The sequence below is a fragment of the Arsukibacterium sp. UBA5043 genome, from assembly GCA_002415085.1.
In the GTDB taxonomy this organism is placed as follows: domain Bacteria; phylum Pseudomonadota; class Gammaproteobacteria; order Enterobacterales; family Alteromonadaceae; genus Alishewanella.
Map to the genome: position 1 here is coordinate 226,115 of DIBV01000017.1, position 11,375 is coordinate 237,489.

An 11,375-nucleotide genomic window follows, 5' to 3' on the forward strand; every position below is an offset into this window, starting at 1 on the left:
CGCTGGTAAGCCTGGGTTCATCTTGTTAGCATAAAAACAAATAATAAGGAGTCTATGCTTTGGAAACTGCAACTATTTTTGCGTTAGGTATCTATTTTGCTGCCATGATAGGGATTGGTTTATACGCCTATCGTAATACTGATGAAGATGTCTCGGGCTATATGTTGGGTGGCCGGAAACTTGGCCCAGGCGTTACCGCACTGTCAGCCGGTGCCTCAGATATGAGTGGCTGGATGTTAATGGGATTGCCCGGTGCAATGTATCTTACCGGTCTGAGCAGTGCCTGGATCGCAGTTGGCTTACTTATTGGCGCTTACATCAACTACCTCGTCGTTGCGCCAAGATTAAGGGTTTACACCGAAGTGGCCCATGATGCGATTACTATTCCTGACTACTTTGAAAAACGTTTTGAAGATAAAACCCGCTTACTTCGGGTGGTTTCATCTGTCGTTATCGTGATTTTCTTTACGCTTTACACCTCATCCGGGGTAGTAGGCGGCGGCAAACTATTTGAAAGTTCGTTTAACCTCAGCTACGAGCTTGGTTTATACGTTACAGCCGGTGTCGTTGTTGTTTATACCCTGATTGGCGGTTTTATGGCGGTAAGCATGACTGACTTTGTCCAGGGCTGCATCATGTTTGTATCGCTGGTGTTGGTTCCGGTGGTAGCACTTGATCATCTGGGTGGTTTTAGCGAGGTTAAACTAGTTGCAGAAAGTATCAATCCCCAATTAATTAACTGGGTCGGCGCGTCATCACTCATCGCTATTATTTCTGCATTATCCTGGGGGCTGGGTTATTTTGGTCAGCCTCATATCATTGTCCGCTTTATGGCAATTCGCTCCGTTAAAGATATTAAAGCTGCCCGCCGCATTGGCATGAGCTGGATGCTGGTCACCATTGTAGGCGCATTAATGACAGGTTTCGTTGGTATTGCCTATGTCGCAAAAACCCAGATGACACTCAGCGATCCTGAAACTATTTTTATAGTATTCTCGCAGTTTTTGTTTCACCCTTTTATCGCAGGTTTTTTACTGGCCGCTATTTTAGCCGCCATTATGAGTACTATTTCTTCACAGCTGTTAGTCACCTCCAGTTCACTGACTGAAGATTTTTACAAAACCTTTGTTAAACGAGATGCGACGCAGCGAGAGCTGGTACTAGTAGGTCGAATCTCAGTGCTGGCCGTGGCGTTAGTAGCCATAGCGCTGGCCTATGACCGGGACAGTTCAGTGCTGCAACTGGTCAGTAATGCCTGGGCAGGGTTTGGTGCAGCCTTCGGACCACTGATTATACTTAGCCTGTACTGGCAAAGAATGACATTCGCCGGTGCACTAAGTGGTATTGTGGTAGGTGCTTTGACGGTATTAATCTGGATTTATGCCCCAATCACCATCAACGGCGAGAGCTTAAGCAGCACGCTGTATGAAATCGTACCAGGTTTTATTCTCAGCACACTGGCAATTATTATCGTCAGTAAGTTCAGCCAGGCCCCGGCGCCAAGCGTATTGACCATGTTTAAAAAAATGCAACAACAGTTGGCTGATCAGAGATAGCAGACCAGTACCCCACAACGCAATAAAGTACTAACGCGTTGTGGGGGAAATTTGCTAAATTAAAATTAAGAAACCATTTGAGATACCTGCAATATGTATTTTTATGCTGCGCGCCAACCTATTCTTGACCGAAATAAAGCCCTGTACGCCTATGAATTGTTATTTCGTGACGGCCTGAGTAATGTTTTTCCTGAAATTGATGGTGATGAAGCCACCTCACGAATGATTGAAGGTAGCCAGTTTAGTTTTGGTTTAGATGATTTTCTTGGCGACAAACCGGGCTTTATTAATTTCACCCTCGAGACCCTGATTAAAAAATACCCCAGTATGCTACCCAAAGAGCAGGTCGTGGTGGAAATACTCGAGACGGTTCAGCCTGGAAAACGACTGTTGGCAGAATGTAAGCAATTAAAAGAGCAAGGTTACACTCTGGCATTGGATGACTATATTCATCAGCCGGTATGGCGCCACTTTTATCCTTTTATCGATATTATTAAGATTGATTTTCGTAGCACTGATATCGAAACCATAAAAAGTGTGCAACAAGCCATCGTCGATTTTCCTCATATAAAACTACTGGCAGAAAAAGTCGAAACAAATGAGGAATTTCAGCAGGCGCTGGATATGGGTTTCTGCTACTTTCAGGGGTTCTTTTTCTCACAACCAGAGATGATGCAAACCAAAGCCCTGTCTCCGGCACAAATGACTCTGGCAGAACTGCTATACGAAACGTCCAAAGCAGAACTTAACCTGGCAAAAATTACTGAAATTTTCCAACGTGACGTCAGTTTGTCATACAAATTATTGCGCTACAGCAACTCTGCAATTTTTAAACGCCGGGCGGAAATTGAAACTATAAAACAGGCTTTGGTTGTGCTGGGCCAGAGCGAACTCAAAAAATTCCTGTCGTTACTGTTTACCGCACAAATTAGCAGTGACAAGCCTGCGGAGCTAATGAGGATGTCGATGACCCGGGCCCGCTTTGCCGAAGGCTTAGCCGCTATTGATGGTAAGGTAGACACCGGCAAAGCGTTTTTAACCGGCCTGATGTCATTAATGGATGCAATTTTAGATGAACCTATCGCCAGCGTAATGGAAAAGCTGCCTCTGGCTAAAGAAATTAAAGATGCACTGGTTGAAAACAGCGGAATACTGGCCGAATACTTAACCCTGATAAAGCACTATGAAGCAGCCCAGTGGCAGCAGGCGAATCAGGCAATCAATCAACTGGGTATTGCCACCGATAAAGTACCTGACGCCTACCACACTGCAGTACAGTGGGCGAACGAACAAATGAAAGCCTTAGCAGATTAACACTAAGGCTCTGGCACCAGGTGATAAGCTGTTAACTATTCAAAGCTAACATACTGAGCCACTTTAGCGGCCAGTTTATCACCAATGCCTTTTACCTCGGTTAACTGTTTCTGGCTCGTTATCGGGCCTTTTTCCTGAATGTAAGCCAGAATTGCCTGAGCCTTAGATTTACCAATGCCGGGAACTGCTTCCAGCTGCTCAATAGTGGCTTTATTAAGATTTAACTTCTGCTGCTGTGCTGCGATGGCAGCATGTTTATCCAGAGTGGCGCCGGGCTTTGCCGCCAGCGTCTGGTTTGCTGTCAGTGTCAATCCGGTTAACAACAATGCAATCATTACATTTTTCATTGAATATTCCTTTCCAGTTTTTAACCGCGTCCCTGCAAAGCAATTGGCAAAAGTGTAAGCCACTACAACTGTTTAGATTGGTTCTGTAAACAGTGGCCTGGCACAAAACCCAGGGAAGCAACATTTTTATACCAATCAAGTTATAAATTAGGATTATATTTTAACTTTTGCAATTTTTAATTAACTTTTATTTTAAAAATATTTCAATAACAATACTGTCTCTATTCAGCGACAATTAATGCTGTTCGGCATAGGCTAGCACTATATTGAAATACAAAGTTTATTGTTGCGTCCAATATAGTTAGGTAACATAGAACTTAAACCAAATGTGGAGAATCGTATGCTTCGTTCCCTGCTGTTGCTGATCATGCTGTCGGTGGCAACAATGGCACCTGATGCCATGGCACTTGGTAAACAACAACCTCAGGTTACAAAAGAGCAAGCGGCAAACCTTGCTCAACAACGTTTTCCCGGCAAAGTGTTAAAAGTACAAACCGAAAGCCGCCACTACAGGGTGCGCTTAATTCAGGCTGATGGCAGAGTAATTACCGTACTGGTCGATAATCGTACCGGCCGGGTTGAAAGGGACGATAAATAATGCGGGTATTAGTGGTTGAAGATGAAACGTTATTAGCTGAGCAGATAAAACATCAGCTGGTACAACAGCAATTCAGTGTCGATATTGCACAGGATGGTGACGATGGCTGGTTTAAACTGGCTGAGTACCCTTACGATTTAGCAGTTATTGATCTCGGTTTGCCTAAAATGGATGGTTTGAGCCTAATTCGTAAGGCACGGCAACAGGAAATTAAGACACCTATTATTATTCTTACGGCCCGGGGTAGCTGGCAGGAAAAAGTAGAAGGTCTTGACGCAGGCGCCGATGATTATTTAACCAAACCATTTCATGGCGAAGAATTACTGGCGCGTTGCAATGCTTTAATCCGCCGGGCTGCCGGCCAACCGGATCCGACACTCAGTGCTGGCCCGGTGTCTCTTAATAGCCGAACTCAACAGGTATGGCTACGTGAAGACGAAGTTAGCCTGACAGCCTACGAGTATAAAGTTCTGGAGTACTTTATGCTCAACCCGAGCAAAGTTATTTCTAAAACAGAATTAACCGAGCATATCTATGATCAGGATTTTGATTTAGATAGTAATGTTATTGAAGTTTTTGTACTCAGACTGCGCAAAAAGCTCGACCCTGACGGCGAGTTAAAGCCGATAGAGACATTACGCGGTCGTGGTTATCGTTTTAACCTGACTATCAGTTAAACATGACACTGTCACTCAAGCTACGCCAGGGCTTGGTTAGCATTGTATTGTTGCTACTGCTATTGCCGAGCTCTTTTATTGCGATTGATCAGGCGTTTTTTACCCAACTTCTGACCAGCGCCGAGCAAAAGCTTGAAGTGCATATGTATGCCATGCTCTCTGATTTGAAAATTATCGATGGCAAAATTGAACTGAGTAATAACACCTTATCACCAGACTTCTTCCGGCCCGACTCTGGTTTAAGTGCTTATGTTACCAGTGTTGACCACACCAATACCGATCAAATAGTTTGGCAATCAGATTCGTCATTAAGCCAGAATTTTACCCCGCCGGATACTAATCTGGTGCCGGGTGAGCATTCATTTTATTCGTATACCAGCGCTAATCAGGAATACTGGCTGTTAAGTATTGCGTTGCTGTTTGATTCGGGAGAACAAACCCGACCGCTAGCGATACATATTGTGCAAACTGATGCCATGTTGCGCGCGCCTTACCTCAGCTTTCGCAATACGTTACTCAGCTGGTTTATCTGGATCGGTGCTGCACTGGTAATATTAAGTATCCTGGCGTATTACTGGACAACTAAGCCACTGAGTAAGCTAGATCAGGAGATTCGTAAATTAGAGGGCGGCGAGCAGGATCATCTGAATGGTCAGTACCCGGTAGAGCTAACCAATATTAAAGAAGACTTAAACTTGCTGCTGGCGAATCAAAACCGGCAAAAACAGCGGTATCGCAACCACCTCAGTGATCTGGCCCATGCATTAAAAACCCCGGTAGCCGTGCTTAAAACCTCAGTGCTAAGTGAGCAACCGGAGTTAAAAGAGCAACTTGACCGGATCAGTGCCATGATCGAACATCAACTGAAGCGAGCCAGTAGCTCTGGTCAGGATATCTGGAAAAAGCAATTTGATATCCTGCCTCATGTAGACAAACTGTGTAATGCTTTGCAAAAAATTTACCGGGATAAAGATTTACATATTCAAATTGAATGTGCCGATAATGCAACATTCCGCGGCGATGAAACGGACTTAATGGAAATTCTGGGCAATTTACTGGATAACGCCTGTAAAGCCTGTCAACGCCAGGTAAAACTGACGGTTATTCAGAATCCACTCAATTTAATTGTTGAAGACGATGGTCCGGGAATTGCCAAAGAAGCCAGGAAAAAACTGTTTGCACGTGGCACCCGACTTGATACCTATAAAGATGGGCATGGTGTTGGACTTTCTATTGTCGCCGAATTAGTCTCTTCTTATTCCGGCGGCATGCAAATTACCGACAGCCCATTGGGTGGCGCCCGTTTTGAACTTATTTTTCCAGAATAACCATCATGGCAAGGGTTTAAGCTGAATAATCACTGATCGCCCCGCTATTTCCTACCGTAAGCTTTAAAAATATTCTGAGGAACAGCTTTTATGGAACTTAACCCGGCAACAATTAAAATTAAAAACCTGCGTTTACGAACTTTCATCGGCATCAAAGACGACGAAATTAATAATAAACAGGACGTCATCATTAACGCCAGGATCCAGTACAGCGCTAACAATGCCGCCAACAGCGATGACATGAATAACGCCCTTAATTATCGTACGATTACCAAGCAAATTATTGAGCTGGTTGAGATGAATCGCTTTAGTCTGCTAGAAAAGTTAACGGCAGATGTGTTAGCGCTTGCCAGTGCCCATCCGGCAGTGCGCTTCGCTGAAGTAGAAATCGATAAGCCCCATGCGTTACGATTTGCTGACTCTGTGTCACTTACCCTGTCGGTAAACAAATAATCAAACAGACCATAGTCCGCTATACTTAGCGGCAACGGGCAAACGGACAGGAGCATTTCATGCGTATTTTAGTTACTGGTGGAACAGGCTTAATAGGTTCTGCATTGCTTAAATACTGGCGTGATCAACATCAGATAACAGTGTTAACCCGCCAACCTGTTGCCCGTTTGCAACAAACTTCAGCCATTAATTATGTAAATAGCCTGAAAGACATCGACTTTAACCAGCTAGATGCAATCGTTAATCTGGCTGGGGAACCTATAGCTGACAAAAGATGGACAGAAAAACAGAAGCACCGTATTTGCCAGAGCCGCTGGCACCTTACCGAGCAGCTTACCGAATGCATTCTGGCGGCATCAACACCGCCTTCATGCCTGATTAATGGCTCAGCTGTCGGCTATTATGGCCGCCAGGGTAGTGAATTTATCTGTGAGGAACACAGCGCTTTTTATCCGGAGTTTAGCCACGACATCTGTGCCCGCTGGGAAAATATCGCCCTCCAGGCAGCCAGCGAGAAAACCCGGGTGTGTCTGCTGCGCACAGGTATCGTGTTATCTGATCAGGGTGGTGCACTGAAAAAAATGCTGCCGGCGTTTCGGTTTGGCCTGGGCGGCCCACTGGGCAGCGGCCAACAATACATGTCTTGGATCCACATTGATGACATCGTAAAGTTGATAGACTTTCTATTGCACTCTCCTACTCTGCAGGGGCCGTTCAATGCGGTCGCCCCCAAAGCCGTTACCAACAAGCAATTCAGTCAGGCATTGGCAGAACGGTTAAACCGACCGGCGAAACTCACGATGCCGGCTTTTATATTGCGGCTGATGTTTGGTGAAATGGCAGATATTCTGTTGTTCGGACAACGCGTCGTACCGCAACAAGCCCTGGATGCAGGTTTTAAATTTCAGTATCCTAAGCTGCCAGCAGCGCTGGCAGACTTAGACATTTAACCGGTTACACGCGGGTTAGCTTTGAATAACGCGTCTGATGAGCACTGCGCCAGGGATCTGCAGTAACCGCCGCAGCTGCCACCAACCAAGCAAGCTTACCGACACTACGCCAATAGCCGGTCCCATCCACCACAACGCAAAATGAAACTGAAACGGCATGTCAAACACCCGTTGCTGCAGTGTCATCAACAGCAATTCGGCCAGCACCGTGGCAAACAATCCTGCCAGGGCGCCCAGAAATGCAAACTCAAGTAACAGTGCATTGCGTAAAAAGACATATTTGGCACCCAGCGTCCGTAAAATTGCCAGTTCCTGCTCTCGTTGTTCCAGGGTAGCCTGAACCTGAGCGACCAGCACCAGAGCGGCCGCTAGCGCAATAATTACCAGAATAAAGCTCAGGGCAATCGTCACCTGAGCAATAATATCGTTAACCTGAGTTATGATAGCATCGACACTAATAACCGTAACCGTGGGCATTTGCCGGGCTAACTGGTTTATCAGTTTGCCGCTGCCCTGCTCCAGATAAAAAGCAGTAATATACGTTGCCGGAAAAGTAGCCAGCACGTCAGGGCTCAATATCATATAGAAGTTTGGTTGCAGGCTATTCCAGTCAACCTGGCGGATACTGGTTACCGTTGCCGAGACCTGCTGTCCGCCAACGGAAAAGTCCAGCGTATCGCCAAGCGATAATTGTAAGCGCTCTGCTATTTCCTGCTCTACTGAGACTTCCGCCGCAGTATTGTCAGTAAACCACTGTCCTTCAATAATTTTATTATTGGCTGGTATGTCAGCCAGCCAGGTGAGGTTTAACTCGCGGCCTACTCCAACCCGCTGTTCGCTCCGATCTTCTTTTGACGCTTCCTGCTGCAATTTTTCATCATTCACGGTAATCAACCGGCCCCGTACCACTGGATAAAAGGGTTCTGCCTGCAAATTATTTGTTTCAGTAAACGCCGTAACCTGAGTTCGCTGCTGTGCACTGACATTAACTAAGAAATGGTTAGGAGCGCCCTCAGGAATTTGCTGTTGCCACTGGCCTATCAGTTCTGCCCTTAAAAAATACAGCAATAACGTCAGAAAAATTGCCAGGCTAAAGGTGATGAGCTGAAAACTGTTCGGCCACAATCTGCGGCGTAAATTTGCTAAAGCCAGGCGTCCGGCACTGCTCTGCCCTGCTGCCACCGGTCGTGCCAACTTCACCATCACCGCGGCAAAGCCCAGTAAAATACCAGCAAATAATGCGCAAAGTAAAAATAAGCCGACGCTAATCAATAACTCGCCACTAAACAGCCACATTAAGCCCCAGATAGCAGCTGCACCAAACAGCAGTTGCCATTTGTCCAGAACCATTGCCACAGCAGGTTGCTTTAATACTTCAATGGCTGGTGTTTTCGCCAGCTGCCATAAAGGTCGGGCCGCAAACAGCAGGGCGCAGATAATGCATGTCAGGGTGCCCAGTAGCAGTGGTCTGACACTGAACTCTGTCCGATAATCACTGATGTACTGGCTAATACCAAGCTCGGCAGCAAAAATTGCTAACTGACCACCTAACAAGCCCAGCACCAGACTAAACAGTACCACCAAAAATAAATGGCTGCCGTAGAGCAGTCTGGCTCTTGCCGTGGTAGCACCCAGAGCTTTTATAATGGCGACGGCCTGAGTATGACGCTGACTGTAGCGGCTGGCTGCCACAGCGGCGGCACAAGCGGCTAATACGATACCCAACAGACCCGCAAGCAATAAAAAGCGCTCAGCACGCTCCAGAGCGCTGCCGATAGCAGATTCACGATCCAGGTTACGCCAGCGCTGATGAACACTGAGCATGGGTTGCAGTTGCGCTGCCAGTTCATCTAAAGCGCCAGTACTGCCAGCGAACAAATACCGGTAGCTAATCCGGCTGCCCGGCTGCACAATATTGCTGGCCGGCACATCAGCCAGGTGCATTATCACCCTTGGTGAACCACCAAACACACTCAGCGGCGCATCGGGTTCGTTGGCAATCACCCCGCCGACTACCAGCCGGGATTCGCCAAGTTCGATCGTATCACCGGGCTTAACTTGTAATAAATCCAGCAACCGGGTTTCAAACCATACTTCACCGGGCACCAACTGCGCAGTCGGGCCCGAGGTAATACTTGCCGAGCGGTGTAATAGCAACTCTCCCCGCAGGGGATAAGCATCGTTGACAGCTTTAATGGTGGCAAGCTGCATTTGCTCGCCGGCAAACAACATGGAGTCAAATTGCATTTGGCGGGCTGTGGCCACATTAAGCTGGCTGGCCACAGCAAAAAAGTTTTCGTTAAACGGCTGACTTGACCCTAATACTCTGTCGGCGGCTGTAAACTGGGCGCTACGTTGTTGCAATGCACTTTTCACGCTTTGAGTGATACCACTTAAACTGACAACAGAACCAACGGCCAGAAACAGGGCGAAGGCAATAACCCATAATTCCCCTCGTTTTAACTCACGCCAGAATAACCGACCTGCAATACTAGCCCACATTTGCTGTATCCTCTGCTGACGGTTCTGGCACAACAAAACGACCAGAGCGCATTTGATACTGACGCTGACAACGCTTCGCTAACTCAGCATTATGGGTTACCAGCACCAATGTCGTGCCCTGGCTGTTGTTCAGCTCGAATAATAAGTCTTCAATCATTCTGCCCGTTACCGCATCCAGATTGGCTGATGGCTCATCAGCGAACAAAATGGCAGGTCGGGTAATAAACGCACGGGCAATAGCAACCCGTTGTTGTTCACCACCGGACAATTGTGCTGGAAAAAAATCTGCCCTGGCACTCAGTCCCACCTGCTCCAGCAATTCCAGCCCTCTTTCACGGGCTTTGCGATCACCAGATAGCTCAGCAGGCAACGTTACATTCTCTAATGCCGTCAGACTGGGCAATAGCAAAAATGACTGGAACACAAAACCCACGTCACTGGCTCTGACCCCTGCCCGTTCATCTTCAGACATGTTATGCAGGGGGTGGCCCGCCATGTCAATTTCACCTGAGCTAGGCGTATCCAATCCGGCCAGCAAGCTAAGCAAGGTCGACTTGCCTGAACCTGATGCGCCTACTATTGCTACGGTTTCGCCCCGATTGATTGTCAGACTAATATCATGCAGGATAGTCAGTGATCCTTCTGGGACCTTGACACGTTTTGCAAGGTTTGTTGCTTTTATATGTAATTCAGGTGTGTTATTCATGCGTATCGTCTTATTGTTGTTAATCAGTTTAGCCAGTCATTTTGCTTATGCTGACAAGTTACTCATTCTGGGTGATAGCTTAAGTGCTGCTTACGGTATGCAGCAACATCAGGGTTGGCCGGCGCTACTCCAAAAAAATACGGAATGGCAGCTTATTAACGCCAGTATCAGCGGTGAAACCACCTCAGGGGGGCTGGCAAGACTGCCAGCACTGTTAGCCGAGCATAAACCAGATGCTGTGCTGATAGAACTGGGTGGTAACGATGGCCTGCGAGGCTTTTCGGTAGAGCTCATCCAGGCAAACCTGAGTAAAATCATTACACTGGTCAAGCAGCATAATGCGCAGCCGGTATTAATGCAAATACGGATCCCACCTAACTATGGACCACGCTATGTCAGACAATTTACTGTAGTTTACCCGCAGCTTGCAGAAAAACATGCCATAACCCTATGGCCATTCTTTATGGATAGTATTGCGATCAATAGTGAACTAATAATGGCAGATGGTATTCATCCCAATGCAGCAGCACAGCCGATGATAAGCGAATTTATGGCGGATTTACTAAAGGAATTGCCATCGAAATAGCATAAGATCAGCTGATTACGCAACCGCAACCATACCGAATAAAAACATAAATTATTAGTGGTTCAAGCAGGAATAAAACAACTTTGGCAGGAATGGCGTCCCCTAGGGGATTCTAACCCCTGTTACCGCCGTGCCAAAGTGTTTAGCGCGGTGTCATGACACCGCCATCACGGCGTTAAAGCTAGTCAGTTGGGAATCATTGGCATTGAAAACAGAATGGCGTCCCCTAGGGGATTCGAACCCCTGTTACCGCCGTGCCAAAGTGTTTAGCGCGGTGTCCTGACACCGCCATCACGGCGATAAAAGTAGTCAGTTGGGAATCATTGGCATTGAAAACAGAATGGCGTCCCCTAGGGGA

Annotated in this window: 11 protein-coding genes; 8 read left to right on the forward strand and 3 right to left on the reverse strand. The window is 46.8% G+C overall.

Annotated features, from left to right (window positions below):
* Nucleotides 1–59 precede the first annotated feature (59 nt).
* Together putP and B2Q61_RS14970 are read left to right on the forward strand one after the other, a co-directional pair.
* Nucleotides 60–1,556 carry a sodium/proline symporter PutP gene (gene putP, locus B2Q61_RS14965; protein WP_290617191.1) on the forward strand — a complete coding sequence of 499 codons (1,497 nt, stop codon included), beginning with the start codon at nt 60–62 and terminating at the stop codon, nt 1,554–1,556.
* A 93-nt stretch (nt 1,557–1,649) separates the two neighbouring features.
* Nucleotides 1,650–2,870 (forward strand): EAL and HDOD domain-containing protein, encoded by a 1,221-nt coding sequence (locus B2Q61_RS14970; protein ID WP_290617193.1) that lies wholly within the window; start codon nt 1,650–1,652, stop codon nt 2,868–2,870.
* 35 nt (nt 2,871–2,905) lie between these two features.
* Here the strand turns inward: B2Q61_RS14970 and B2Q61_RS14975 are convergent, their stop codons facing one another.
* Nucleotides 2,906–3,217, reverse strand: a complete 312-nt coding sequence (locus B2Q61_RS14975; RefSeq protein ID WP_290617195.1) for a ComEA family DNA-binding protein — start codon at nt 3,215–3,217, stop codon at nt 2,906–2,908.
* A gap of 340 nt (nt 3,218–3,557) precedes the next feature.
* Here B2Q61_RS14975 and B2Q61_RS14980 point away from each other — a divergent pair, with 340 nt between their 5' ends.
* The 5 genes from B2Q61_RS14980 (at nt 3,558) to B2Q61_RS15000 (ending at nt 7,223) form a co-directional block, all read left to right on the forward strand.
* On the forward strand, nt 3,558–3,815 hold the full coding sequence (locus tag B2Q61_RS14980) for a PepSY domain-containing protein (protein ID WP_290617197.1): 258 nt from the start codon (nt 3,558–3,560) through the stop codon (nt 3,813–3,815).
* A complete protein-coding gene (locus B2Q61_RS14985; RefSeq protein ID WP_290617200.1) occupies nt 3,815–4,492 on the forward strand; it encodes a response regulator transcription factor in 678 nt (225 codons plus the stop codon). The genes B2Q61_RS14980 and B2Q61_RS14985 overlap by 1 nt, the downstream gene beginning before the upstream one ends.
* A 2-nt stretch (nt 4,493–4,494) precedes the next feature.
* A complete protein-coding gene (locus B2Q61_RS14990) occupies nt 4,495–5,820 on the forward strand; it encodes an ATP-binding protein (RefSeq protein WP_290617202.1) in 1,326 nt (441 codons plus the stop codon).
* Between the two features lie 90 nt (nt 5,821–5,910).
* Nucleotides 5,911–6,273 carry a dihydroneopterin triphosphate 2'-epimerase gene (gene folX, locus B2Q61_RS14995; protein ID WP_046556111.1) on the forward strand — a complete coding sequence of 121 codons (363 nt, stop codon included), beginning with the start codon at nt 5,911–5,913 and terminating at the stop codon, nt 6,271–6,273.
* A 59-nt stretch (nt 6,274–6,332) separates the two neighbouring features.
* Nucleotides 6,333–7,223: a TIGR01777 family oxidoreductase gene (locus B2Q61_RS15000; protein ID WP_290617204.1), complete on the forward strand. Its 891-nt coding sequence runs from the start codon at nt 6,333–6,335 to the stop codon at nt 7,221–7,223.
* A 15-nt stretch (nt 7,224–7,238) separates the two neighbouring features.
* Here the strand turns inward: B2Q61_RS15000 and B2Q61_RS15005 are convergent, their stop codons facing one another.
* Both B2Q61_RS15005 and B2Q61_RS15010 read right to left on the reverse strand, forming a co-directional pair.
* Nucleotides 7,239–9,725 (reverse strand): ABC transporter permease, encoded by a 2,487-nt coding sequence (locus B2Q61_RS15005; protein ID WP_290617206.1) that lies wholly within the window; start codon nt 9,723–9,725, stop codon nt 7,239–7,241.
* Complete coding sequence (locus B2Q61_RS15010; protein WP_290617208.1) at nt 9,715–10,431, reverse strand: ABC transporter ATP-binding protein; 717 nt, start codon at nt 10,429–10,431, stop codon at nt 9,715–9,717. Before B2Q61_RS15010 ends, B2Q61_RS15005 begins: the two co-directional genes overlap by 11 nt.
* Between B2Q61_RS15010 and B2Q61_RS15015 the strand changes: the two genes are divergently transcribed.
* Nucleotides 10,430–11,017: an arylesterase gene (locus B2Q61_RS15015; protein WP_290617210.1), complete on the forward strand. Its 588-nt coding sequence runs from the start codon at nt 10,430–10,432 to the stop codon at nt 11,015–11,017. The genes B2Q61_RS15010 and B2Q61_RS15015 overlap by 2 nt on opposite strands.
* Nucleotides 11,018–11,375: the final 358 nt, after the last annotated feature.

Coding starts and splice junctions, on each gene's coding strand:
- B2Q61_RS14985 (WP_290617200.1), top strand. CDS start 3,815: ATGCGGGTATTAGTGGTTGAAGATGAAACGTTATTAGCTGAGCAGATA.
- B2Q61_RS14980 (WP_290617197.1), top strand. CDS start 3,558: ATGCTTCGTTCCCTGCTGTTGCTGATCATGCTGTCGGTGGCAACAATG.
- folX (WP_046556111.1), top strand. CDS start 5,911: ATGGAACTTAACCCGGCAACAATTAAAATTAAAAACCTGCGTTTACGA.
- B2Q61_RS15015 (WP_290617210.1), top strand. CDS start 10,430: ATGCGTATCGTCTTATTGTTGTTAATCAGTTTAGCCAGTCATTTTGCT.
- B2Q61_RS14975 (WP_290617195.1), bottom strand. CDS start 3,217: ATGAAAAATGTAATGATTGCATTGTTGTTAACCGGATTGACACTGACA.
- B2Q61_RS15005 (WP_290617206.1), bottom strand. CDS start 9,725: ATGTGGGCTAGTATTGCAGGTCGGTTATTCTGGCGTGAGTTAAAACGA.
- B2Q61_RS14970 (WP_290617193.1), top strand. CDS start 1,650: ATGTATTTTTATGCTGCGCGCCAACCTATTCTTGACCGAAATAAAGCC.
- B2Q61_RS15000 (WP_290617204.1), top strand. CDS start 6,333: ATGCGTATTTTAGTTACTGGTGGAACAGGCTTAATAGGTTCTGCATTG.
- B2Q61_RS14990 (WP_290617202.1), top strand. CDS start 4,495: ATGACACTGTCACTCAAGCTACGCCAGGGCTTGGTTAGCATTGTATTG.
- B2Q61_RS15010 (WP_290617208.1), bottom strand. CDS start 10,431: ATGAATAACACACCTGAATTACATATAAAAGCAACAAACCTTGCAAAA.